Origin of the sequence: Sphingomonas epibiotica (assembly GCF_039615155.1) — a bacterium.
Classification (GTDB): Bacteria; Pseudomonadota; Alphaproteobacteria; order Sphingomonadales; family Sphingomonadaceae; genus Sphingomonas.
In genome coordinates, this window is record NZ_JBDGHY010000001.1 from 176,617 (window position 1) to 200,737 (window position 24,121).

Here is a 24,121-nt window from a genome sequence, read left to right on the forward strand (position 1 = left end):
ATGCCGGGGCGGGCCGATACGCCCGTCCCGGCATTCGCTCTTTCAGATATTCAAGGTGGATCAACGGTCATGCAGCACCGCCGCGCTTACGCAACACTCCTTCTCCTGACGTCGCAAATGGTTGCGCCGGCCGTGCTGGCACAGTCGACCACGCCCGCCGCCCCCGCCGCCGCGACGCCGCCGGTCGTCCAGACGGGAACCGAGCCCGATAACCCGACTTCCACTACGCAGGACGGCACGACGAGCGACGCCCCGGCCGAAGTTTCGTCGCCCGGCTTCGATGAAGCCGCCGGTGAGGAAATCGTCGTCGTCGGTCGCAACATCCCGAACGTGGTCCGCGCCACGCCGCAGATCGTGTCGGTCCTGTCCGAAGCCGACATCGCCCGCACCGGCGACGGCGATATTGCCGGCGCGCTGACCCGCGTGACCGGCCTGTCGGTCGTCGGCGGCGGCTTCGTCTATGTGCGCGGTCTCGGCGATCGCTATTCGTCGTCGCTGCTCAACGGTTCACCGCTGCCCAGCCCCGAGCCGTTGCGTCGTTCGGTCCCGCTTGACATCTTCCCGACCTCGATCGTCGGATCGGCGTTGGTCCAGAAGACCTATTCGGTCAACTTCCCGGGCGAATTCGGCGGCGGTGTCATCAACCTGACGTCGAAGGCGATCCCCAAGAAGAACTTCCTGTCGATCGGCGGGTCGATCGCCGCCGATACCGTCACGACCAGCGAACTCGGCTATGTCTATGCCGGCGGCAAGAGCGACTGGATCGGCTATGACGACGGAACGCGCGGCGTGCCGTCGTTCATCCGCAATGCCGACAAGGGATCGGGTCTGATCCCGGTCGCGCAGGTCGCACAGCTCGACAATGCCCGCACCTCGCTGTTGCAGGTCAACAACCAGCTGCCCGCCAACCTGTCGGGCGAGATCGCGGGCGGGTCGGTGTTCGATATCGGCAGCGACCGGTTGGGGGTCATCGCCTCGCTCGGCCTGTCCAACACCTTCCGCACGCGCGATGCGACCCAACAGGACAGCGTCAGCGAGAACGGCACCGTCCGCAACGACTTCCGCACCGTGCTGACCGACAACCGGATCGTTGCCAACGGGCTGGTCGGATTGGGCTATGAGTTCAACGACAACACGCTGCGCTGGACCAACGTCTACATCCACGACACCTTGAAGCAGGGGCGTCTGGCTGCCTCGGACAATTACAACAATTTCAGCGGCCTGCGCGTGCAGCAGAACACCAACTGGTTCGAACGCCAGTTGATCGAGAGCCAGCTGGTCGGCGAATTTAAGTTGACCGACGCGTTAAAATTCGACGCCCGCGGCGCCTTCGCCAATTCGAAGCGCAATGCGCCCTATGAGCGCCAGTTCGACTATCTATGCTCGAACCGGACCACCAACGGCTATCCGGTCACGGTAACCGACGCCCCGGTGTCGCGTGGCTTCAACTGCAACGGCGCCTATCAGGTGACGCAGCGCTTCTCGCCCTTCGCCAGCGTCGTGTTCAGCGAGCTGAACGAAGACCTGTACACTGGGCAGGCGGACCTCGCCTACAAGCTGCCCACCGATCGCCCGATGACCGTATCGACGGGCTATTTCTATTCGAACACCGACCGTTCGTCGCGTCGTCTGCAATTCAATTACCAGACCAGCGACGGCGCCGGCACTGCGCCGGGCTTCCCCAACAATCTGTTGCGGCCCGACTATCTGCTGTCGCCCGATTCGCTGTTCAACGCGTGTCCGCAGCGCGGCACCGGTGCCTGCACGATCGAATTGCAGTTCAATACCCAGGCCGGTGCCTATGCCTACGATGCCAGCCTCGAAATCCATGCCGGCTATGTCCAGGCGGAAGCCGAAGTGTCGGACGGCCTGCGTGCGGTCGCGGGCGTTCGCTATGAAACCGCGAACGAACAGGTCACGCCGATCAACCTGACGCCGACGATCCTCAAGAACGCCTATTGGTTGCCAGCGGGCACGCTGACGTGGAATTTCGCGTCGGACATGCAGTTGCGGGTCAGCGGTGCGAAGACGATCTCACGTCCGCAGTTCCGCGAACTGGCCCCGCAGCAGTTCCGCGACCCCGACTCGGACCGCCTGTTCTTCGGTAACCCGAACCTGCGCGATTCCGAGCTATGGAACCTCGAAGGTCGCTACGAATATTTCTTCGGTCGCGATCAGCGCATCACCGCCGCAGGCTTCTACAAGCGGATCGACAACCCGATCGAACAGGCGGGCTTTTATCCCAGCCCAGACGCGACGTTGCAGACCGGCTTCACCTATCTGCCCAAGGCAACGCTATATGGTGCCGAGGTTGAGGCGCAGAAGTACGTACCGCTGAGCGGTCTCGGCAATTTCTTCGCTACGCGCCGTCTGCTGCTGCTCGCCAACTATACCTATACCCAGTCGCAGATCACCGCCGACGGCACCTGCGTGCCCAATCCGGCAGCGGCGCTCGGCTCGCCGGGTATCGGTGGGTGTCAGGCCGGTTTCGGCCGTGCGAACGCGCTGTTCCGCGACGGCGCGCCCCTGACCGGACAGTCGGACCATCTGGTCAATGTCCAGATCGGTGTCGAGGATACCGCCGCGCTGTCGCAGCTGACGCTATTGTTCAACTATGCCAGCGATCGCGTAACCAATCGCGGTCCGTCGAACCTGTCGGGTGCCGGGTTCCAGCCTGATATCGTCGAGCGTCCGGGCATCCGCCTCGATCTGGTCGGACGGCAGGGCTTCGAAGTTGCCGGTGCGCAGCTCGAAGTGAAGGCCGAAGCGCGCAACCTGACCGGTACACGCTACAGCGAAAGCCAGAATTTTGGCGGCAATCAGGTCTATATCAACCGCTACGATCTGGGCCGGGTGTTTTCGCTCGGCATCACCGCTCAGTTCTGATCGAGCGACAGGGTAGGGACGGGCCGTCGGCAGCGATGCCGGCGGCCCGTTTGCTCATCCCCAGGGGCGTTCGCGAAACCATTTGGTCAGCACATATTTGGTGCCGTCGCGCACCTTCATCCCATGGTGCAATGTCGCCGGATTGGGGCTGCCATCGGAGCGCAAATTGTTCCAGGCCAGCAATTTGCCGGTTTCGGGCTGAACGATCTTGTCGATCACCTTGAAACGCGTCGCGCCGCCCGCGCCCGGTTTGTTCAGGTACAGCATCACCGTCCATGTCCGATTGCCCGCGACAGAGCAAAAGCGCGCGAAGTCGCCGCCCTGCGGATCGAAATAGTCGGTATGTGCCTTGAACTCCTGCCGGACGGCATAGCGCTGTCCCTGCAATGGTTCGCCGTGCGCCGGGTCAAGGCCGCAGAAATCGAAGATCAGCGCTTCGGCGGCAGCGACGACCGGATCGCTCGAATCGAGGTCGCAGGTCTCGCTGGTGCGGAAGGTCGGGTCGCCATTGGCATCGGCGATGGTCGACGGGCGACGTTTCGCGTCGATCCGCTCGATCAACGCGGCGCAGAGATCAGCCGGAATCAGGCCACGGCGGATGAACAATGACAGCTTGGCGCTCGGGACCCGCTGCACGCCCGGTTGGGTCATGATGTGGTCGACGACCGGTTCGCTGGGAAAGCCGGAACCGAGATTCGGGCGGGCGGGGGCAGGGGGCGGGGCCGTTTCCATCGTCTTTTTCCTGCCAGAACGATTGTCTGCATGCCACTGCTTGACCGATGCGTACGGTCCGGCTAAGCGCGCCCTTCCACGGCGACCGTAGTTCAATTGGTTAGAGCGCCGGCTTGTGATGCCGGAAGTTGCGGGTTCAAGTCCCGTCGGTCGCCCCATCCCTTACAGCGCTGGAGCCGCCACCGTGCACACCGATTGGGGCTATCCCGACTTCGACGATCACGAAGGCATCCACCTGTTCTCAGATCACAAGACCGGCCTGCGCTGTGTCATCGCGGTGCACTCGACCGCGCTCGGACCGGCGGCGGGCGGGGTGCGGTTCTGGCGCTATGCGAGCAGCGACGCGGCGGTGACCGACGCGCTGCGCCTGTCGCGCGGCATGAGCTTCAAGAACGCGATGGCCGGACTGCCGATGGGCGGCGGCAAGGGCGTGGTGCTGGCACCCGAGGGCGGCGCCAAGACGCCCGAACTGCTGGGAGCATTCGGTCGCGCGGTCGAATCGCTCGGCGGGCGCTATGTGACGGCCGAGGACGTCGGCATGTCCGAAGCCGACATGATCACCATTTCCGGCGCGACCAAATATGTGTCGGGCCTGCCGGTTGCGGCCGGCAATGCCGGCGGCGATCCGGGGCCGTTTACCGCATTGGGCGTCTATTTGGGCGTCCGCGCGGCGGTGAAGCGGGCGCTGGGTAGCGATGATATGCGCGGCGTTCGCGTCGCGGTGCAGGGCGTCGGTTCGGTCGGCGGTGGGCTTGCGCGCCTGTTGGCGAAGGACGGCGCGGTACTGACGCTTGCCGACGTCAACGAAGCGCGGGCTGAAGCGCTCGCCAGCGAACTGGGGGCGACCACCGCCGATCCGGCGTCGGTGCTGACGCTGGAGGCGGATATTGTCAGCCCCAATGCGCTAGGCGCTGTGCTTGACGCGGCAACGATCGCAGCCCTCAAGTGCAAGGCGGTGGCCGGCGGCGCCAATAACCAGTTGGCGACGGCAGGGGACGGCAAGCGCCTTCAGGAGCGCGGCATCCTCTACGCGCCCGATTACGTCATCAACGCCGGCGGCATCATCAACGTCGCGCTCGAATATCTGGGGCAGGGCGACCGTGCCGAGGTCGAGAGCCGCATCGCCCGCATCCCCGACCGACTGGTCGAAGTGTGGGACGAAAGCGACGCCAGCGGTCGTCCGCACTCCGAAGTCGCCGACGCCATCGCTCGCCGCCTGATCGGCCGCGGCTGAGCTGTCACGCCGGGTCGTCGACCCGGCGCAAGCGGCGGATGCGCGGTTCGCGTTCGATGCTGGCCTGTTCGCGGATCGACTGACGCAGTTCGTCGCGCTTTTCGTGGATCGAGGCGATCACCGGCCCCATCGCCACGCCAAGATCGACCAGCACCGCTTCGGACAATTGCAGCGAGCTTTCGAGCGTTTCCGGAACAGCATCGCTGACCCCGGCCGCGTAAAGTTCGGCGGCGTGGGCCGCATCGCGCGCGCGGGCGAGGATCGTCAGGTTCGGCACCCATCCGCGCACCCGTCGCGTCAGCCGCACCGTCAGTACCGGGTCGTCCATCGTCAGCACGAGGGCGGTCGCCCGCCCCAGATTGAGCCGGTCGACCAGTTCGGATCGCGCGACGTCGCCGAACAGGATCGGATGCCCCTCCGCCCGCGCCGCTGCGACATTGTCGATGTCCGAATCGACGGCGATGTAGCGCTTGCCATGCGTTTTCAGCATTTCGGCAACCAGCCGCCCGACCCGGCCGAAGCCGATGATGACCACGCCCGATCCGGTAGGGTCTACCGGCGGGGCCTCCTCGGTCCCGGTCCGCCGCTCGATCCGCCGCGATGCGCGCTTGCCGAGCATCGCGAGCAGCGGCGTGATCGTCAGGCCGATAGCGGTCACCGTCTGCCAGAAGGCGGCGGTCGATGCCTGAATCAACTGCGCCTGGGTCGCTGCGCCAAGCACGATCAACGTGGTCTCGGATGGACTGGCCATTAGCAGTCCGGTTTCGGTCGCGGTGCCGGGACGCACCCCGTTGACCCAGAGCAGCGCGCTGGTCACCACCGCCTTCAGGACGACAACACCGGCGATCGCGCCGAGCAGTTCCGGCCAATTCTCGATGATCGTCGCGATATCGAGGCTCATGCCGATGGTGATGAGGAAGACCCCCAACGCCAGCCCCTTGAACGGCGCGGTGATGACCTCGACCTCGCTATGATATTCGGTTTCGGCGATCAGCAGGCCGGCGAGCAGCGCACCGACGATCGGCGACAGCCCGGCAGCGGTGGTGACGAGGCTGGCGACGATCACGACCAGCAGGCTGGCCGACAGGAACAGTTCGGGGCTCTTGGTCCGCGCCGCCTGTGCGAACAGCTTCGGCAGGATGAACCGCCCGGCCAGATATAGCGCGGCGACGCTGACCCCGCCCCATAGCGCGGTGTTGGCGAGGCCCGCCCAGCCATCGTCGCTCGCAGTCGGTGCCAGCGCGCCCAGCGCGAAGATGATCGGGACCAGTGCCAGATCCTCGAATAACAACATGGCAAAGGCGGTGCGCCCGACCGGTCCGGTCGTACCTGCCATCGGCAGCACCAGCGCGGTCGACGACAGCGCCAGCGCAAGGCCGAGGCCGATCGCGCCAGCACTCGCCTGTCCCATCACCATCAGGGCAAGGCCGATCAGGAGCCCCGATCCGAGCAGCTCGGCCGCGCCCAGCCCGAACACCTGCCGCCGCATCGCCCACAGCCGTTTGAACGACAGTTCGAGGCCGATCGAGAATAGAAGCAGAATGATGCCGAATTCGGCAAAGGGTTCGATCGAATGGCGATCGGTGATGGTGATGTGGAACAGCCATGGCACCCGGTCGACCAAGGCGCCGAGGCCGTAAGGGCCGACCAGCACGCCGACAAGGATGAACCCGATCACCGGGTTGACGCGGAAACGGGCAAAGGCAGGAATGACGAGGCCGGCGGCCCCCAAAATGACCAGCGAATCACTGAACGGCGTGGAATCTATCGGCAACGGCATATGGCCATTGTTGCGGATGCGACACGGTGGCGGCAACCGCTAACGCACGAACGGCGCCCATCCGTTGGGATGGACGCCGTCCGACTGGCTGCGAGGGCAGGAGCGTTTTAGCCCTGCGAGCCCATCGCCGCTTCGAGGTTGACGCGAACCTGCTCGAAGAACTGTTCGGTGGTCATCCACGGTTGGTTCGGGCCGATCAGGATCGCCAGATCCTTGGTCATGTGGCCCGCTTCGACGGTCTCGATGCAGACGCGCTCCAGCGTTTCGGCGAACTTGGTGACTTCCGGCGTATCGTCGAATTTGCCGCGATACTTCAGGCCGCCGGTCCATGCGAAGATCGACGCGATCGGGTTGGTCGAGGTTGCCTTGCCCTGCTGATGCTGGCGATAGTGGCGAGTGACGGTGCCGTGCGCCGCTTCGGCTTCGATCGTCTTGCCGTCCGGCGACATCAGCACCGAGGTCATCAGCCCGAGCGAACCGAACCCTTGCGCGACCTGATCCGACTGCACGTCGCCGTCATAGTTCTTGCACGCCCAGACGAATTCGCCATGCCACTTGAGCGCGCTGGCGACCATGTCGTCGATCAGGCGGTGCTGATATTCGATACCTGCCGCCTGGAACTGGTCCTTGAACTCGGTCGCGAACACCTCCTCGAAGATATCTTTGAAGCGGCCGTCATAGGCCTTCAGGATCGTGTTCTTGGTCGACAGATAGACCGGCCAACCGCGGCCGAGGCCGTAGTTCATCGACGCGCGCGCGAAATCGCGGATCGATTCGTCGAGATTGTACATACCCATGGCGACGCCGGCGGCGGGGAAGTCGAACACTTCCTCCTCGATCACCTGGCCGTCGGTGCCTTCCCACTTCATGGTCAGCTTGCCCGCGCCCGGCACCTTGAAGTCGGTCGCCTTATACTGGTCGCCAAAGGCGTGACGGCCGACGACGATCGGCTTGGTCCAGCCCGGGATCAGGCGGGGCACGTTCGAGATGACGATCGGTTCGCGGAAGACGACGCCGCCCAGAATGTTGCGGATCGTGCCGTTGGGCGAGCGCCACATCTTCTTCAGGCCGAATTCCTCGACGCGCTGCTCGTCGGGGGTGATCGTCGCGCACTTCACGCCGACGCCGTACTTCTGGATCGCCTTGGCGCTGTCGACGGTGATCTTGTCGTCGGTCTCGTCGCGCTTCTCGATGCCGAGGTCGTAATAATCGAGGTCGATTTCGAGATAGGGCTGGATCAGCCGCTCGCGAATCCATGCCCAGATGATGCGGGTCATTTCATCGCCGTCGATCTCCACGACCGGGGTTTTGACCTTGATCTTCGCCATGCGCCTGCTCTCGATTTCTGTTGCGATTGGCGCGGCCTTACGGGGTCGGTCGGCAAGGATCAACCGCGTCGCGGTTGCGCGGCGGTTGTCAGCACGGCCCGCCTTGGGTACACCACGCTTCATGGCATCGCTCGAAAAGCCCGCGGTCGGCACCACGACCGTCAAGTGGCGCTGGCCCTCGGTACATCCCGAAGGGCGCAAATACGTCCTCATCGCCGCCGCCATCACCGCCTTCTTCGCCTTCATGGCGTGGGAGACGCTGGCATGGCCGATGGGGCTGGTGACGTTGTGGGTCGCCTCGTTCTTTCGCGATCCGATCCGGACCACGCCGCAGGGCGACGGGCTGATCGTCGCGCCCGCCGACGGATTGGTGACAATGATCCAGCGCGTCGATCTGCCGCCCGAACTGCGCGGACCCAACGGCCTTGGCGATCAACCGCTGGTGCGCGTCTCGATCTTCATGTCGGTGTTCGACGTCCATATTAACCGCACCCCGATTGCGGGGACGATCCGGCAGGTGGTCTATATCTCGGGCAAGTTCCTGAACGCCGATCTCGACAAGGCGAGCGACGAGAATGAGCGGCAGCACGTCGTCGTCGAAAGTCTTGACGGACAGCGTGTCGGCTTCACGCAGATCGCGGGGCTGGTCGCGCGCCGGATCGTCGGCTTCGTGAAGCCGGGCGATATCGTCGCCGCCGGACAACGGGTCGGATTGATCCGGTTCGGCAGCCGGGTTGACGTGTTCCTGCCCGATGGGATCGAGCCGCAGGTCGTGCTGGGCCAGCGCAGCGTCGCCGGGGAAACCGTGCTGGGCCGACCAGGTCTGCCCGCACCGACCGGGATCGCGCAGTAACATGCGGCGTCCTTTGCCCGTCCGCGGCATCCCGCTGCGCGCTCTCGCCCCCAACGCGGTCACCGCGCTGGCACTGTGTTCCGGCCTGACCGGCATTCGCTTCGCGATCGGCGGCGAATGGGAACGTGCCGTTCTCATGGTGTTGCTCGCCGGGGTGCTGGACGGCATCGACGGTCGCGTCGCGCGGATGCTGCGCGGAGAGAGCCGGTTCGGTGCGGAACTGGACTCCCTGTCGGACGCGATTTCGTTCGGCGTTTCGCCGGCTCTCATCATGTATCTGTGGGCGTTGCTCAACGAACCGCGGGTCGGCTGGATCGTGTCGCTGATCTATGCTGTGTTCACTGCGCTTCGGCTCGCGCGCTTCAACGCGCGGATCGACGTCGTCGATCAGCCGCACAAATCCGCGGGCTTTCTTACCGGCATTCCCGCCCCGGCCGGTGCGGGGCTGGCCATGCTGCCGCTCTATGCCTGGATCTGGAGTGGTGAGGCGATCTTCCGCTCGCCCTGGATCGTCGCGCCATGGGTCGCGTTCGTCGCGTTCCTGATGGTATCCAGCCTGGCGACGTTCAGTTGGTCGTCGCTCAAGCTGCGCCGTAACATTCGGTTCGAAGCGATCGTTGCGTTGGTGGTAGTCGCGGCGGCACTGGTTTCGGCGCCGTGGCAGACGCTGACGGTGGTCTGCGTCGCCTATCTGGCGACGCTACCCTTTAGCATCCGAAGCTACGGTCGGATCAAGCGGCAACGCGAAGCGGCTGCGGCGCGGCAGTAACGGCACGCTGCCGGATCACGCCGCGGCGAGACGTCAGGCGGACCGGCGGCAGCGGATCGATCGTCCATTCCGGCCCCTGACGCAGCAAGCGCAGGATGCGGCTGCTCGCCGGCAAAATCGTGGCGACGATCGTTCCAACGGCAATCATGAACGCGGCGGCGAACAAAGTGTAAGCGAACAGGGCCATCTCGAAACTCCCCGGGACATGCGATTTCAAAAAAACCGCAAAAGGTGCAACATCTTCGCCGAACCACGGTTCCATGGTCCGTTTCTGAACCCTTAATGTTCTCATATCGTTCCAACGTCAAGGCTTGATCGTTGGTACGTTTTGCGCTAACGGCGCCGGTCTCAACCCCACATGGGAAGCGCATATACCGGTGCCCGAGCCTTTGGCTCGACAGGGTTCCTGCTTCCCAGAGGATCAACCGGAAGGAATTATCCTATGGCGGCACCTGTCGTCACCATGCAGGCCCTGCTCGAATCGGGCGCGCACTTCGGCCACCAGACCCATCGCTGGAACCCGAAGATGAAGCCGTACATCTTTGGCGATCGTAACGGCGTTCACATCCTCGACCTGTCGCAGACCGTGCCGCTGTTCGCGCGGGCACTGGAATTCGTTTCGTCGACCGTCGCGTCGGGTGGCAAGGTCCTCTTCGTCGGCACGAAGCGTCAGGCGCAGGAGCCGATCGCCGAGGCCGCTCGCAAGTCGGGTCAGCACTTCGTTAACCATCGCTGGCTGGGCGGCATGCTCACCAACTGGAAGACGATCAGCAACTCGATCAAGCGTCTGAAGGCGCTCGAAGAGCAGCTGTCGGGCGACACGCACGGCCTGACCAAGAAGGAAGTGCTGAACCTGACCCGCGAGAAGGACAAGCTGGAGCTGTCGCTCGGCGGTATCCGCGATCTGGGCGGCATTCCCGACATCATGTTCGTGATCGACGCGAACAAGGAAGAGCTGGCGATCAAGGAAGCCAACACGCTGGGTATCCCGGTCGTCGCGATCCTCGATTCGAACGTCTCGCCCGACGGCATCGCCTTCCCGGTTCCCGCGAACGATGACGCGAGCCGTGCGATCCGTCTGTACTGCGAAGCGATCGCGATCGCCGCGACCCGTGGTGGTCAGCAGGCCGCTGCATATTCGGGCCGCGACCTCGGCGCCATGGATGAACCGCCGGCCGAAGAAGCGCTGAGCGTCGAGCCGCAGCCGGAAGCTTCGGTCGAAGCGTAAGCTGTCACGGAACTGACGTGCGGGCGGGGCAGGGCGAAAACCGCGCTGCCTCGCCCGCAAGCATATCGAACACCAAACAGGAGCCTGATCATGGCAGAAGTTACCGCCGCCGCCGTCAAGGAACTGCGTGAGCGCTCGGGCGCCGGCATGATGGACTGCAAGAAGGCGCTGTCCGAGAACAATGGCGACATGGAAGCCGCCGTCGACTGGCTGCGGACCAAGGGTCTCGCCGCCGTCGCCAAGAAGTCGAGCCGCACGGCTGCAGAAGGTCTGGTCGGCGTTGCCGTCGCCGGCACCAAGGGCGTTGCGATCGAAGTCAACAGCCAGACCGACTTCGTCGCGAAGAACGACCAGTTCCAGAGCTTCGTGCGCGACGTCGTCGCGATCGCGCTGGAGTCGGGTGACGATGTCGAGGCGCTGAAGGGCCAGACGATGCCGAACGGCGGCACCGTCGAAGACGCGCTGGTCGCCAACATCTCGACCATCGGCGAGAACCAGGTGCTGCGTCGCGCGAAGGCCGTCGAAGTCGCCAAGGGCGCGGTGATCCCCTACGTCCATAACTCGGCCGGCCCGGGCCTCGGCAAGATCGGCGTGCTGGTCGCGCTGGAATCGGACGCCGGTGTCGACGTGCTCGAGCCGCTGGGCAAGCAGATCGCGATGCACATCGCCGCTGCTTTTCCGCTGGCGCTGGACGAGAGCGGTCTCGATCAGGACATTCTCGAGCGTGAACGCCAGATCGCGACCGAAAAGGCCGCCGATTCGGGCAAGCCGGCGGACATCATCGCCAAAATGGTCGAAGGTTCGGTGAAGAAGTTCGCCAAGGAAAATGCGCTGCTCAGCCAGCCGATCGTCATGGACGGCAAGACCCCGGTCGCCGACGTTGTCGCCAAGGCGGCGAAGGATGCCGGTACTGCGATCGTGTTGAAGGACTATGTCCGCTTCCAGCTCGGCGAGGGCATCGAGAAGGAAGAGAGCGACTTCGCCGCAGAAGTCGCCGCCACGGCGGGTCTCGCGCGCTAAAACGCGCAACCTTTGCCAACTTTGCGGGCCGCGCGGGCACTCTGCCCACGCGGCCCGTTTTGGTATGGGCATAACGTCGCTTGGCTTTGCGGGCGGGCGCGTCTAGGGTCCGCCGCGCTCCCGATAGACCATTTTCGCAGGTGTCATGACCCGTCCTCGCTTCAACCGTGTCCTCCTGAAACTCTCGGGCGAGGTCCTGATGGGATCGGGACAGTTCGGCATCGATCCGGCGATGTGCGAACGCGTCGCGCGCGAGATCAAGGCCGCGCGGGAAGTGGGACACGAGGTCTGCATCGTCGTCGGCGGCGGCAATATCTTCCGCGGCGTGGCGGGTGCGGCCAAGGGCTTCGAACGCGCCAGCGCCGACTATATGGGCATGCTGGCCACCGTCATGAACGCGCTGGCGATGCAGAACGCGCTCGAACAGATGGGCGTCGAGACCCGCGTGCAGTCGGCGATCCCGATGGCATCGGTGTGCGAACCCTATATCCGCCGCCGCGCGGTGCGGCATATGGAGAAGGGTCGCGTCGTGATCTTCGCTGCCGGCACCGGCAGTCCGTTCTTCACCACCGACACCACCGCAGCGCTGCGCGCCGCCGAAATGGGCTGCGAGGCGCTGTTTAAGGGCACCAGCGTCGATGGTGTCTACGATGCCGACCCCAAGAAGGTGCCGACCGCGAAGCGCTACGACACGCTCGGCTTCGGCCGCGTGCTGGCCGACGACCTGAAGGTCATGGACGCATCGGCGGTGGCGCTGTGTCGCGACAACAATATCCCGATCGTCGTCTTCAACATCCGTGACGAAGGCAATCTCGCCGCCGTGCTGGCGGGCGAGGGTGTGTCGACGATCGTCCAGAACAACGCTTGAATTAGAAGGAAGTCGGTTATGGCCGCATATAACAAGGCCGATCTGGAACGTCGCATGGCCGGCGCGGTCGAATCGCTGAAGGGCGATCTGGGCGGTCTTCGCACCGGACGCGCGGCGGTGTCGCTGCTCGATCCGGTCATGGTCGAAGTCTATGGCGCGCACATGCCGCTCAACCAGGTCGCGACCGTTTCGGCCCCCGAGCCGCGCATGTTGTCGGTACAGGTGTGGGACAAGTCGAATGTCGGCCCGACCGACAAGGCGATCCGTTCGGCGGGCCTCGGCCTCAATCCGATCGTCGATGGTCAGACGCTGCGCCTGCCGATCCCCGACCTGACCGAGGAACGCCGCAAGGAACTGGCGAAGCTCGCCGGCAAATATGCGGAGTCGGCACGCATCGCGGTGCGCAACGTACGGCGCGACGGCATGGAAAGCCTAAAGACCGACGAGAAGAAGGGTGTCTATTCGGAAGACGAGCGCAAGCGCCACGAAACCGAGGTGCAGAAGCTCACCGACGCGACCATCGCCGAACTCGATGCTGCGGCCAGCGCCAAGGAAAAGGAAATCCTCGGCAAGTGACGTCGTTCGCCGCTCGCGCTTCGGTTCCGGCGGACGATCGCGTGGCGCCGGGGCTGCCCCATTCCACGCCGATCCCGCGCCATGTCGCGATTATCATGGACGGCAATGGCCGCTGGGCCAAGGCCCGGCGCTTGCCGCGGATCGCGGGCCATCGGCAAGGCGTCGAGGCGGTGCGGCGCATCGCTCGGGCGGCACGCGAACAGGGCGTCGAGGCGTTGACGCTCTACGCCTTTTCATCGGAGAATTGGCGGCGTCCCGAGCAGGAAATCGGCGACCTGATGGGATTGCTGCGCCATTTCCTGAAAAGCGAGATCGACGAACTGCATCGCGAAGGCGTGCGGCTTAGAATCCTCGGAAATTATCAGGCGCTGCAGCCTGATCTGGTCAAGCTGATCGAAAATGCCGTCGGACGCACCGCGACTAATACCGGCCCGATCCTAGCAATCGCGCTGAACTATGGTGCGCAGGCCGAACTGGTCGCGGCGGCCCGTCGTCTGGCGGAGCGGGTCGCGGCGGGGATGCCGGTATCGGCGATCGACGAAGCGGCGATCGACCGCGAACTCGATACCCACGACCTGCCGCCGCTCGACCTGATGATCCGCACCTCGGGCGAACAAAGGCTGTCGAACTTTCTGCTGTGGCAGGCAGCCTATGCCGAATTGCTGTTCGTCGACACGCTGTGGCCTGATTTCGACGGCGCGGCGCTGGCGGAGGCGATCGCTGCCTATGGCCGGCGGCAGCGCCGGTTCGGGGGCTTGTGACGCCCGAACCCGTCACCGATCCCGTAGCGCGCCGCAAGTCCGACCTCGCCACCCGCACGTTCGCCAGCGTCGGCATGATTGCCGTCGCCGCGACGGCATTATGGCTCGGCGGCTTCGCCTTCTGGCTGCTGGTCGCGCTCGGGACCTTGTTCATGATGGCCGAATGGGCCGATCTCCACAAAGTATCGCGCGAGCATAAGCGTCTGGCGCAGCTAGCCTTGACCGTGCCGCTGGCGATCCTGTCGCCGCTGGCGGCGGGAGCCGGGTTCCTCGCGTTCGGGCTGATCATCGGGGCGGCGTTCTTCATCGTCATCACCACCGGCCTGTCCAGGCTTGCCCGAGGGATCGTCTATTGCGGTTTTCCGGCGCTGGCGGTCGTGTTCCTGCGCGATCGGCCGGACGGGTTGCTCCTCGCCTTCTGGGCAATGGCGCTGGTCTGGGCATGCGACATCGGCGCCTATTTCGCCGGGCGGACGATCGGTGGGCCGAAGCTGGCGCCGACGATCAGTCCGAACAAGACCTGGGCCGGGCTGATCGGCGGGGTCATCGCCGCGTCGGTGCTGGGCGGCGGACTGCAATATGCTGGTCTGCCGCTGCACCTGGTGCTGGCGACACCGTTGCTGGCGGTGCTGGCACAGGCGGGCGATCTTTATGAAAGCCAGTTGAAACGTGCCGCCGGGGTCAAGGATTCGGGCAACGTGCTGCCCGGTCATGGCGGGGTGATGGACCGCCTCGACGGGCTGGTGCCGGTCGCACCGGCAGCGGCGCTGATGCTGTTGGCAGGACTGTATCTGGCATGAAGCGCGTAAGCATATTGGGTGCGACCGGATCGGTCGGCACGTCGACGCTCGACCTGATCGAGCGCACGCCGGACGAGTTCGCAGTCGAAGCGCTGACCGCGCATCGCGACGTTGCCAAGCTGGCGGCGGCAGCGCGGCGGGTCGGCGCGAAGCTGGCTGTGGTCGGCGACGAGGCCTGCCTGCCGGCCCTTCGCGACGCACTTGGCGACAGCGGCATCGAAGCGGCCGGTGGTGAGCAGGCGGTGATCGATGCCGCGGCACGTGCTGTCGACTGGACCATGGCGGCGATCGTCGGCACTGCAGGGCTGAAGCCGGTGATGGCGGCGCTCGCACGTGGTGGCGCAGTCGCGCTCGCCAACAAGGAAGCGCTGGTTTCGGCTGGCGAGGTGATGATGGCGGCGGCAACCCGCGCCAGTACCACGCTGCTGCCGGTCGACAGCGAACACAACGCCGTGTTCCAATGCCTCGACGATTGTCCGCCCGAACGCATCCGCCGCATCATCCTGACCGCTAGCGGTGGGCCGTTCCGCGAACGCTCGCTAGCGGAGATGCAGGGCATCACCCCCGAACAGGCGGTGGCGCATCCCAACTGGTCGATGGGCGCCAAGATTTCGGTCGATTCGGCGACGATGATGAACAAGGGGCTCGAACTGATCGAGGCCTATCACCTGTTTCCGGTAACGCCCGACCAGCTGGACGTGCTGGTCCATCGCCAGTCGGTCATCCATTCGATGGTCGAATATGTCGACGGGTCGACACTCGCCCAACTTGGATCGCCTGACATGCGCGTGCCGATCGCGCACGCGCTGGCATGGCCCGACCGGATGGCGACGCCCTGCGAACGTCTTGATCTGGCGCGCATCGGCCGGCTCGATTTCGAAGCGCCCGACATGGAGCGCTTTCCGGCGCTGGCGCTGGCGCGTGCCGCATTGTCGGCGGGCGGCGGACGTCCGGCGATCTTGAACGCCGCCAACGAGGTCGCGGTAGCGGCGTTTCTCGACCGGCGGGTCGGCTTCCTCGAAATTGCCGCAATCGTCGGTGATGTCTTGCAGCGCTTCGACCCGGCAGGGCCGCAGACGCTCGACGCCGTGCTGGCGATCGATGCCGAAGCGCGTGCATTGGCACGGGAGCGTGTGAAGGATTGCGCGGCTTGATCGAATCCCCGGGGTTGCTGATTACCGTCGTCGCGTTCCTGCTGGTGCTGGGGCCGCTCGTGTTCGTGCACGAACTGGGTCATTACGCGGCGGGGCGCTGGTTCGGCGTGAAGGTCGATGCGTTCGCAGTCGGCTTCGGCAAGGAAATTGCCGGCTTTACCGATCGGCAGGGTACGCGGTGGAAGTTCGGTTGGCTGCCGTTGGGTGGCTATGTCCGTTTTGCCGGCGATATGAACCCCGCGTCGCAACCCGATGCCGAATGGCTGCAACTACCTGCTGCCGAGCGCGCGCGAACGTTTCAGGCTAAGCCCGTGTGGCAACGCGCGATCATCGTCGCAGCGGGGCCGGCGGTGAATCTGTTGCTCGCTGTCGCGATCCTCGGCGGCTTTGCGGCGGCGTACGGCGTCGACCGGACCCCGGCCACGATCGGGCGCGTTGTCGAGGGCAGCGCGGCTGAGCGCGCGGGTTTGCAGGCGGGCGACCGTATCACCGCAATGGGCGGCCGGTCGATCGACACCTTTTCCGACCTCTCCTTCTACACCGTCATGCGCCCCAACGAGCGCGTCCGCGTCGATTATCTGCGCGGCGACGCTGCGCGCGAGACCGAGGCGACGATCGGCGCCATGCGCCAGCGCGACCGCTTCGGCAATGAGGCGCAGATCGGCCGCTTCGGCATCGAACGGGGCGACCCGGTCTTCGTGTCGGTCCCAGTCTGGCAGGCACCGGGCGAAGGCGTACGCATGGTCGGCAGCATCCTGCGCGGGACGGTCGACGGGCTGGTTCAGATTATCACCGGCCGGCGGTCGGTCGAGGAAATGGGCGGACCGTTGCGCATCGCCAAGGCATCGGGCGAGCAATTCTCGCTCGGTTGGCCGGCGCTGGTGACGTTCGTGGCGTTCGTTTCGATTAATCTTGGATTCATCAACTTGTTGCCAGTTCCGATGCTGGATGGCGGGCACCTGTTATTTTACGCGATCGAGGCGGTGAAGCGGGGGCCGGTTCGTCCGCAAACGATGGAATGGGCGTTTCGCGGTGGATTGGCCCTGTTGCTGGCATTGATGATCTTCGTCACGGTGAACGATCTGGGGGCGTTCGGCGTGTGGCAGGGGCTGGCCGGCTTGATCGGCTGACGTGGTTAGGGCAGGGCGCGAACGTCCTGTGGTAAAAGTTCCTCCGGTTGGGGTGGGTTTGGTGACGCTAAGCAAGTTTTCGATTCACGGCGTGCGCGGTGTCGCGCTGCTCGCGGGCACGATGCTCTCGAGCACGGCTTTTGCGCAGGCGCAGCGCGCGCCCGCCGCTGCCGCGCCGGCAGTGCGCCCCCCCGCCGTACAGGTTCCGGCCGCTCCGACCGCGCGGGTCCGCGCCATCCGCTCGCTCCGTGTCGAAGGATCGCAGCGCATCGAACCCGACACGGTGCTGTCCTATACCAAGCTGCGCGTCGGCATCCCCTATACCGCCGAAACGCTCGATCAGGCGATCAAGGACCTCTACGCGTCCGATCTGCTGGCCAATGTCGAGATCGAGGGTGTCGACACCGGTGATATCGTCGTCCGGGTCCGCGAGAACCCGATCATCAATCGCGTGGTGCTGGAGGGCAATAAGCGGCTCAAGGACGACAAGATTACCAAGGAGATCAAGCTCGCTCCCCGGCAGATCTTTACCCGTACCGCCGTTCGCGCCGACGTCGCGCGCATCATCGAACTGTATCGCCGGCAGGGCCGCTTCGCCGCGAATGTCGAGCCGAAGATGGTCATGCTCGACCAGAACCGCGTCGACGTGATCTTCGAGATCAGCGAAGGGGCGAAGTCGAAGGTTCGCCAGATCAATATCCTCGGCAACGAGGTGTTCAGCGACAGCCAGTTGCGCGGCGAGATGGCGACCAAGGAATCGCGGCCGTGGCGTATCTTCAGCTCGAATACGAGCTACGACCAGGACCGATTGGCCTATGACCAGCAGAAGCTGCGCCAATTCTATCTGACCGAAGGCTATGCCGATTTCCGTGTTATCTCGGCGGTCGCCGAACTGACGCCGGACAAGGAAGACTTCATCATCACCTATGTGGTGGAGGAAGGTCCGCGTTATAAGTTCGATGAGGTGAAGGTCGAGAGCGCGATCCGCGACTTCGACAATGCCGCGCTGACCAAGACCCTGCCGATGAAGAAGGGCGATTGGTACAACGCCAAGCAGGTCGAGGACACGATCGACCAGCTGAGCGAATATGCCGGCCTGTTCGGCTATGCATTCACCGACGTTCGCCCGGACTATGTGCCGGATCGTGAAAAACATACGATGTCGATCACCTTCGTCCTGAACGAAGCGAACCGCACCTATGTCGAAAAGATCAACATCACCGGCAACACCCAGACGCAGGACCGGGTTATCCGCCGCGAATTCCGCGTGGCGGAGGGCGATGCGTTCAACGCCTTCCTCATCAAGCGTTCGCAGGACCGCATCAACTCGCTCGGCTATTTCCAGGACAAGTTCGAGATCGAGCGCACCGAAGGGTCGGCCCCCGACCGAATCGTGCTCGGTGCCAATGTCGAGGAAAAGTCGACCGGCGAACTGACGCTGTCGGCGGGTTTCTCCAGCCTCGAACGCTTCATCATCCAGGCGTCGATCCGCCAACGGAATTTCCGTGGCAAGGGACAGGATTTACAAGCGTCGGTAAACTATTCGACCTATCAGAAGTCGGTCGAACTGGGCTTCACCGAACCCTATCTATTCGACAAGAATATTGCGCTGGGCGGCACGCTGTTCCGTCGCGATTTCAATTCGTTCAACTTTCTCGGCACCGGCCGCAACTCGCTCTATTCGCAGATTTCGACCGGCGGGCAGATCGTCGCCAGCGTGCCGCTGACCGAATTCTGGACGCTGTCGGGCCGCTATCAGCTGAGCCAGGACAATGTCGGGCTGGACGAGGCGACCTATTTCACCAATGGCGTCTGCGATCCGCTGAAGGCCGGGCGCTATCTGTGCGACTCGATCGGCAACCGGCTGACCAGCATGGTCGGTGCGAACCTGATCTTTGACAATCTCAACAACCGCCTGCGCCCGTCGCGTGGGCAGCGGCTGGTGACCGGGCTCGATTTCGCCGGTCTCGGCGGTGACGTCCGTTTCGCTCGCGTCCGTGGCGATTTCGACAAATACTGGAATGTCGGGGGCTTCATCCTGTCGGCCGGCATCGAGGGCGGCTATATACACTCGCTGCAGAAGAGCGCGGGCGAAGGGATCGATCCGGTCCGCATCGTCGACCGCTTCTATCTTGGCGAACCGCAGTTCCGCGGCTTCGACATCCGCGGCGTCGGCCCGCGTATCCAGCGTCAGCAATATACCGGATCGGTCGCGGGCGGGGATCAGGCATTGGTAACGGCGCGCGAGCAGGTGCTGAACGACCCGTTGGGCGGCAAGGCCTATTATCTCGGCAAGATCGAACTCGAACCGCCGTTGGGTTCGGGTATTGCCGAACTCGGGCTGCGGCCGTCGATCTTCGTGCAGGCGGGTGCGCTGTTCGGCGTCACCCGGCCGCGCCCGACGCTGGCGTTCGAGCAGGCCCGCAATGCCGACGGGACGTTGCAGTTCAACAAGGACGGTTCGCCGTCGTTGCTGCCGTTCAGCTCGCCGATCAAGACGTCGGACGGGTTGCAGGTCTATAACAACCAGTTCACCGATGGTTCGGGCTCCCCGGCGATCCGGCAGACGACCTGCGCGGTCGGCTATTCGTCGACGATCGGCGGCACCTGTGTCGGCGGCGAGCCGAACACCGTCGCCATCAACACGACCCAGCCCTTCCTCGAACAGTTCCTCGGCGATTCGGCTCGTCCGCGCCTCTCGATCGGTATCGGCGTGAACTGGAACTCGCCGTTCGGCCCGCTGCGGATCGATCTGGCCAAGGCGTTGCTGAGCCAGCCGGGCGACGACAAGAAACTCATCACTTTCAACGTAGGAACTCAATTCTGATGCGTAGCCTTACCAAGGCGGCGATCGCCGCATTCGTTTTTGCCGCTCCGACCGCGCCGGCGTTCGCGCAGGCGCTGCCCGACGCGAAGATCGCCGTCGTCGATTCGGAGCGGATCTTCCGCGACTGCACCGCATGCAAGGCCGCGACCACGCAGCTCCAATCGCAGCGTCAGCAGTTGCAGTCGCTGGCGACCTCGCTCGGTCAGCCGCTACAGACCGAAGCGCAGTCGCTGCAGACCGCCGTCAATGCCGCCAAGGGCAACCCCGACGCCGCACTCCAGACGCGCATCCGCACCTTCGAACAGCGTCAGCAGCAGGCGCAGCAGCAGATCGGCCAGCAGGAACAGCAGGTCCAGCGTAACATTTCCTATGTCCGTGAACAGATCGGTACGCGCCTCGGCCCGATCATCACCCAGATCGCGCAGCAGCGCGGCGCCACGCTGGCGGTGGACAAGGGCAACAGCTTCTACAACGCGCCGGCGACCGAAATCACGGACGCGGTGCTTGCGGCACTCAACACCCAGCTGCCGAGCGTCAGCGTAACCGCGCCAGCACAGGCCGCTCCGGCCGCCGCGGCGCCTGCCGCCGGCACGCGTCCGGCACCGGCAGGCCGCTGATCGTGGAGGGGGAGGCGACCTCGATCGGACCGCTCGACATCACGCGCGTGATGGCGGCGATCCCGCATCGCTATCCCATGTTGCTGGTCGACCGTGTCGCGGAATTGATCCCCGACCGGTCGATCACCGCGATCAAGGCGGTGACGATCAACGAAGGCTTTTTCCAGGGACATTTCCCCGGCCGTCCGATCATGCCGGGCGTGTTGATCGTCGAGGCGCTGGCGCAGGCTGCCGGCATCCTCGCGGTCGAAAGCCTCGGCCTCGCCGGTTCGGGCAAGCTGGTCTATTTCATGTCGATCGACGGGGTGAAGTTCCGCAAGCCGGTCGAACCTGGCGTGTTGCTGACGCTGGAGGCCGAATTCGTGCAGAAGCGCGCGCGCGTCTGCAAATTCGCGGGGAAGGCGCGCATCGACGGCGAACTGGCCGCCGAATGTGAGTTCACCGCGATGATCGCCGATCCCCCGAAGGCGTAAGCTGGCGTCGATCATTGCTATTCGGGGCGCCTCCGTGTACGGGCGCGCCTTCCTGTTTCCAGGCTGGTCGGAACCAGCCGCTCGTGGAGAAGACCGATGAAGAAAGACGCACACCCCGACTATCACATGATCAAGGTCCAGATGACCGACGGCACCGTGTTCGAAACCCGCTCCACCTGGGGCAAGGAAGGCGACACGATGCAGCTCGACATCGACCCGCTGGCGCACCCGGCGTGGACCGGCGGTCGTGGCCAGATGCTGGATTCGGGTGGTCAGGTCGCACGCTTCAACAAGCGTTTCGGCGGTCTCACGCTCGGCAAGAAGTAAGCGGGCGGCGCGACTACCGTCGCGCACAACACTTCACGAAAGGGCCGCGGTGGCGTCTGCTACCGCGGCCCTTTTGTCGTTTGCGGGAATTACCATGCCGCTTTGAATTGACCAGGGACCGCGGACTTGTCGGTCCCCGGCGGCGGCGTTAGCGCCCGTGATTGTCGAGCGTTGCCGCTGTCAGCTGCACGCTCGTCCGCGCGACGATGTCGGTCGCGCTGTTGGCCAGCAGCAGCTGATAATTGCCGCCCGCAATTTTCCAGCCACGCGTCTGGCTGTCGAACGTTGCCAGCAGACGGGGATCGACCGTCATGTCGATCGTCCGCGTTTCGCCGGGAGCCAGGTCGACCTTGGCGAAGCCGCCCAGCCGCTTGGGCGCTTCCCATCCGGTGCCGGCGACGTACAATTGTGCCAGTCCTTTGCCACGCACCTTGCCGGTGTTGGTCATGGTGAAGCGCGCCTGCACGCTCTTTCCGGACGGCGCGGCGGTCAGGCCGCCGAGCGTAAAGCTGGTATAGGACAGGCCGTATCCGAACGGGAATAGCGGCTTGGCCCCGGTCTTGTCGAACCACTTATAGCCGACCGCAGCCCCTTCGATATTGTAGTTGCTCATCGGATGCGAATCGCGGTCGAGCTTCGGATCGCCCTCGATCACCGGACGCGGCAGTTGCGTCAGCGAAGCCGGGAAGGTCGCAGGCAAATGGCCCGACGGATTGACCTCGCCGGTCAGCACGCGCGCAATCGCCTCTCCGCCCGACGTGCCCGAATACCATGCCTCCAATACCGCACCGACCCGGCCGAGCCACGGCATCAATACCGGGCCGCCCGTTTCGAGCACGACCACCGTCTTGCGATTGGCGCGCGCGACCGCGTCGATCAGCGCGTCCTGATTGTCTGGCAGGTTGAGGTTCGGCGCGTCGATCGATTCGCCGGTCCACTGTTCGCCGAATACGATCACGACATCGGCCTTGCGCGCGGCAGCGGCGGCGGCCTTCACGTCCTTGCCGTCGAGATAGGTGACCTGCGCCTTGGTCCGCGCTTGCAATGCCTTCATGGGCGAGGACGGGTGATAAAGCTTCGGCCCCGGAAAGCCGCCGGGGAATTCATCGGCGACGGCCAACCCGTTGACCGGGCCGCCATGCGGATAGACCTGGCTAGACCCGCCGCCCGACAGCACGCCGACATCGGCATGGGCACCGATCAGCAGGATCGATTTCGCGGTCGACGCCAGCGGCAACAGCCCGGCGCTGTTCTTGAGCAGGACGATGCCTTCCTCGGCATCGGCGCGGGTGACGGCGGCGTGGGCGGCATAATCGATGGTCGTCGCGCGATCGCCCGCGACCGGCGTGTCGAACAGCCCGTTCCTGAACATCGCCCACAGGATGCGCCGCGCCATGTCGGTCGCGCGCGCTTCCGGTACATAGCCGTTATTCACTGCCTCGCGCAGCGCGTCGGCGAAATAGGGCGAGCGATCGAACGCCCAGCCCGATTGTTGGTCCAGCCCGGCATTGGCAGCCTGCGTCGTCGAATGGGTCGCGCCCCAATCGGACATGACATAGCCCTTATACCCCCAGTCCTTTTTCAGGGTGCGGTTGAGCAGCCAGTCGTTCTCGCACGCATAGAAGCCGTTGACCCGGTTGTAGGAACACATCACCGATCCGGGATCGCCTGCCTCGATCGCGAACTCGAACGCGAGCAGGTCCGACTGGCGCGCTGCTGCTTCGTCGATGCGGTGGTCGATGTTGAAGCGGTTGGTTTCCTGCCCGTTAAAGGCATAATGCTTCATCGTCGAGACGACGTTCTGCGACTGGATGCCCTTGATCTCATGACCGGTGATAATGCCGGCAAGTAGCGGGTCTTCGCCGCCATATTCGAAATTCCGGCCGTTGCGCGGTTCGCGCATCAGGTTCATGCCGCCGGCCAGCTGCACGTTGAAGCCCGAGAGGAACGCCTCTCGTCCGATCATCGCGCCGCCGGCCTGCGCGACCTCCGGGTTCCACGTCGCGGCGGTGGCGATACCCGATGGCAGCGAGGTGCGCAGGCGCGGCGTCGGCGACCGCTGGGTCGCGACGCCGATGCCAGCATCGGTCTGCCACTGACCCGGAATGCCGAGCCGCGGAATGCCCGGAATATAGCCCGCCGAATCGGGCAGGCCATCCTTCGGCATTTCGTAATTCTTGATCGGCGTGCGCTGCCAATCGGCCTTGGTCGAGAAATAGCCGAAGGTGAGCTGCAGCTTTTCGTCGAGCGTCATCTCCTTCAGCACCAATTCGGTGCGGGCATCGGCGTCGAGCGCGCGGTTCATCCATGGCCGCGCCTGCGGGCCGTCGGCCGGGCGGGTCGCGGCCTGCGGCGCGTTGTTGGTCGTCTGTGCCAACGCGGGGGCGGTGGTGAGCAGCGTGCTGCCGAGCAGGGCGGCGAGGCGGAGGGATGCGGACATCGACAGGGTCTTTCGCGAAGGGGACAAGGAGGCGAACAAGCGGGACGGGGCGAACGCGATAGGAAGTCGTCCGGCAAAACGAAGCCGGGGCGGACCATGATGGCGTGGCGCGATGCGGCGCATATCGTACCCTTTCCCCTCTCCCCGCGCGCCATGTCGGCGTCGTCGTGATGGTCGCTGTGATAGCGTTGTCAGACCCGGTAAATCAATCCGTCCCTAGACGAGCGAGGCAAGCCCGCGACGGCGAGCAATATTTCGGTATTTAACCGCATTTTCGGTTTCGATGCCTATGCGCAGCCTACCAGTTTTCAGGGGGCG

General features: G+C 64.6%; 21 protein-coding genes and 1 tRNA gene. 17 read left to right on the top strand and 5 right to left on the bottom strand.

Annotated elements, in window-relative coordinates; translation table 11 throughout:
* Positions 1 to 69 precede the first annotated feature (69 nt).
* Positions 70 to 2,886, top strand: coding sequence for a TonB-dependent receptor domain-containing protein (locus tag AAIO73_RS00915; protein WP_345875606.1), 2,817 nt, complete (start codon positions 70 to 72; stop codon positions 2,884 to 2,886).
* A 54-nt stretch (positions 2,887 to 2,940) separates the two neighbouring features.
* Here the strand turns inward: AAIO73_RS00915 and AAIO73_RS00920 are convergent, their stop codons facing one another.
* Positions 2,941 to 3,618: a prolyl hydroxylase family protein gene (locus AAIO73_RS00920; RefSeq protein ID WP_345875607.1), complete on the bottom strand. Its 678-nt coding sequence runs from the start codon at positions 3,616 to 3,618 to the stop codon at positions 2,941 to 2,943.
* 81 nt (positions 3,619 to 3,699) lie between these two features.
* Between AAIO73_RS00920 and AAIO73_RS00925 the strand changes: the two genes are divergently transcribed.
* Positions 3,700 to 3,776, top strand: a tRNA-His gene (locus tag AAIO73_RS00925).
* A 26-nt stretch (positions 3,777 to 3,802) separates the two neighbouring features.
* Positions 3,803 to 4,852 carry a Glu/Leu/Phe/Val family dehydrogenase gene (locus AAIO73_RS00930; RefSeq protein ID WP_345875608.1) on the top strand — a complete coding sequence of 350 codons (1,050 nt, stop codon included), beginning with the start codon at positions 3,803 to 3,805 and terminating at the stop codon, positions 4,850 to 4,852.
* Positions 4,853 to 4,856: 4 nt separating this feature from the next.
* Here the strand turns inward: AAIO73_RS00930 and AAIO73_RS00935 are convergent, their stop codons facing one another.
* Both AAIO73_RS00935 and AAIO73_RS00940 read right to left on the bottom strand, forming a co-directional pair.
* Positions 4,857 to 6,632, bottom strand: coding sequence for a cation:proton antiporter domain-containing protein (locus AAIO73_RS00935; protein ID WP_345875609.1), 1,776 nt, complete (start codon positions 6,630 to 6,632; stop codon positions 4,857 to 4,859).
* Positions 6,633 to 6,739: 107 nt separating this feature from the next.
* Positions 6,740 to 7,960, bottom strand: coding sequence for an NADP-dependent isocitrate dehydrogenase (locus AAIO73_RS00940; protein ID WP_345875610.1), 1,221 nt, complete (start codon positions 7,958 to 7,960; stop codon positions 6,740 to 6,742).
* A 121-nt stretch (positions 7,961 to 8,081) separates the two neighbouring features.
* Between AAIO73_RS00940 and AAIO73_RS00945 the strand changes: the two genes are divergently transcribed.
* Complete coding sequence (locus AAIO73_RS00945; RefSeq protein ID WP_345875611.1) at positions 8,082 to 8,813, top strand: phosphatidylserine decarboxylase; 732 nt, start codon at positions 8,082 to 8,084, stop codon at positions 8,811 to 8,813.
* A 1-nt stretch (position 8,814) separates the two neighbouring features.
* Complete coding sequence (locus tag AAIO73_RS00950) at positions 8,815 to 9,582, top strand: CDP-alcohol phosphatidyltransferase family protein (protein WP_345875612.1); 768 nt, start codon at positions 8,815 to 8,817, stop codon at positions 9,580 to 9,582.
* On the opposite strand, the gene AAIO73_RS00955 is transcribed toward AAIO73_RS00950, so the two are convergent.
* On the bottom strand, positions 9,545 to 9,844 hold the full coding sequence (locus AAIO73_RS00955) for a hypothetical protein (protein WP_345875613.1): 300 nt from the start codon (positions 9,842 to 9,844) through the stop codon (positions 9,545 to 9,547). The two genes, AAIO73_RS00950 and AAIO73_RS00955, sit on opposite strands and share 38 nt — an antisense overlap.
* Positions 9,845 to 10,024: 180 nt before the next feature.
* On the opposite strand from AAIO73_RS00955, the gene rpsB reads away from it, so the two are divergent.
* The 12 genes from rpsB to rpmE all read left to right on the top strand — a co-directional run bounded on the left by rpsB (position 10,025) and on the right by rpmE (position 21,363).
* Positions 10,025 to 10,810 carry a 30S ribosomal protein S2 gene (gene rpsB / locus AAIO73_RS00960; RefSeq protein WP_345875614.1) on the top strand — a complete coding sequence of 262 codons (786 nt, stop codon included), beginning with the start codon at positions 10,025 to 10,027 and terminating at the stop codon, positions 10,808 to 10,810.
* Positions 10,811 to 10,900: 90 nt separating this feature from the next.
* Positions 10,901 to 11,830 (top strand): translation elongation factor Ts, encoded by a 930-nt coding sequence (tsf, locus tag AAIO73_RS00965; RefSeq protein WP_345875615.1) that lies wholly within the window; start codon positions 10,901 to 10,903, stop codon positions 11,828 to 11,830.
* A 145-nt stretch (positions 11,831 to 11,975) separates the two neighbouring features.
* The gene (pyrH, locus tag AAIO73_RS00970; protein ID WP_345875616.1) at positions 11,976 to 12,698 is read left to right on the top strand and encodes a UMP kinase; all 723 of its coding nucleotides are present in this window, start codon (positions 11,976 to 11,978) and stop codon (positions 12,696 to 12,698) included.
* An 18-nt stretch (positions 12,699 to 12,716) separates the two neighbouring features.
* Complete coding sequence (gene frr / locus AAIO73_RS00975; protein WP_345875617.1) at positions 12,717 to 13,274, top strand: ribosome recycling factor; 558 nt, start codon at positions 12,717 to 12,719, stop codon at positions 13,272 to 13,274.
* Between the two features lie 41 nt (positions 13,275 to 13,315).
* Entirely contained in the window at positions 13,316 to 14,035 is a 720-nt protein-coding gene (locus tag AAIO73_RS00980) for an isoprenyl transferase (RefSeq protein ID WP_345876297.1), read from the top strand.
* On the top strand, positions 14,032 to 14,835 hold the full coding sequence (locus AAIO73_RS00985) for a phosphatidate cytidylyltransferase (protein WP_345875618.1): 804 nt from the start codon (positions 14,032 to 14,034) through the stop codon (positions 14,833 to 14,835). The genes AAIO73_RS00980 and AAIO73_RS00985 overlap by 4 nt, the downstream gene beginning before the upstream one ends.
* Positions 14,832 to 15,989, top strand: coding sequence for a 1-deoxy-D-xylulose-5-phosphate reductoisomerase (locus AAIO73_RS00990; RefSeq protein WP_345875619.1), 1,158 nt, complete (start codon positions 14,832 to 14,834; stop codon positions 15,987 to 15,989). The genes AAIO73_RS00985 and AAIO73_RS00990 overlap by 4 nt, the downstream gene beginning before the upstream one ends.
* Positions 15,986 to 17,119, top strand: a complete 1,134-nt coding sequence (locus AAIO73_RS00995) for a M50 family metallopeptidase (RefSeq protein ID WP_345875620.1) — start codon at positions 15,986 to 15,988, stop codon at positions 17,117 to 17,119. Before AAIO73_RS00990 ends, AAIO73_RS00995 begins: the two co-directional genes overlap by 4 nt.
* A 61-nt stretch (positions 17,120 to 17,180) precedes the next feature.
* Positions 17,181 to 19,946: an outer membrane protein assembly factor BamA gene (bamA, locus tag AAIO73_RS01000; RefSeq protein WP_345875621.1), complete on the top strand. Its 2,766-nt coding sequence runs from the start codon at positions 17,181 to 17,183 to the stop codon at positions 19,944 to 19,946.
* Entirely contained in the window at positions 19,946 to 20,563 is a 618-nt protein-coding gene (locus AAIO73_RS01005; protein ID WP_345875622.1) for an OmpH/Skp family outer membrane protein, read from the top strand. The genes bamA and AAIO73_RS01005 overlap by 1 nt, the downstream gene beginning before the upstream one ends.
* Before the next feature lie 2 nt (positions 20,564 to 20,565).
* Positions 20,566 to 21,036, top strand: a complete 471-nt coding sequence (gene fabZ / locus AAIO73_RS01010) for a 3-hydroxyacyl-ACP dehydratase FabZ (RefSeq protein ID WP_066689860.1) — start codon at positions 20,566 to 20,568, stop codon at positions 21,034 to 21,036.
* Positions 21,037 to 21,132: 96 nt separating this feature from the next.
* Positions 21,133 to 21,363 carry a 50S ribosomal protein L31 gene (rpmE, locus tag AAIO73_RS01015; protein WP_345875623.1) on the top strand — a complete coding sequence of 77 codons (231 nt, stop codon included), beginning with the start codon at positions 21,133 to 21,135 and terminating at the stop codon, positions 21,361 to 21,363.
* Between the two features lie 148 nt (positions 21,364 to 21,511).
* Here the strand turns inward: rpmE and AAIO73_RS01020 are convergent, their stop codons facing one another.
* Positions 21,512 to 23,803, bottom strand: a complete 2,292-nt coding sequence (locus AAIO73_RS01020; protein WP_345875624.1) for a beta-glucosidase family protein — start codon at positions 23,801 to 23,803, stop codon at positions 21,512 to 21,514.
* Between the last annotated feature and the right edge of the window lie 318 nt (positions 23,804 to 24,121).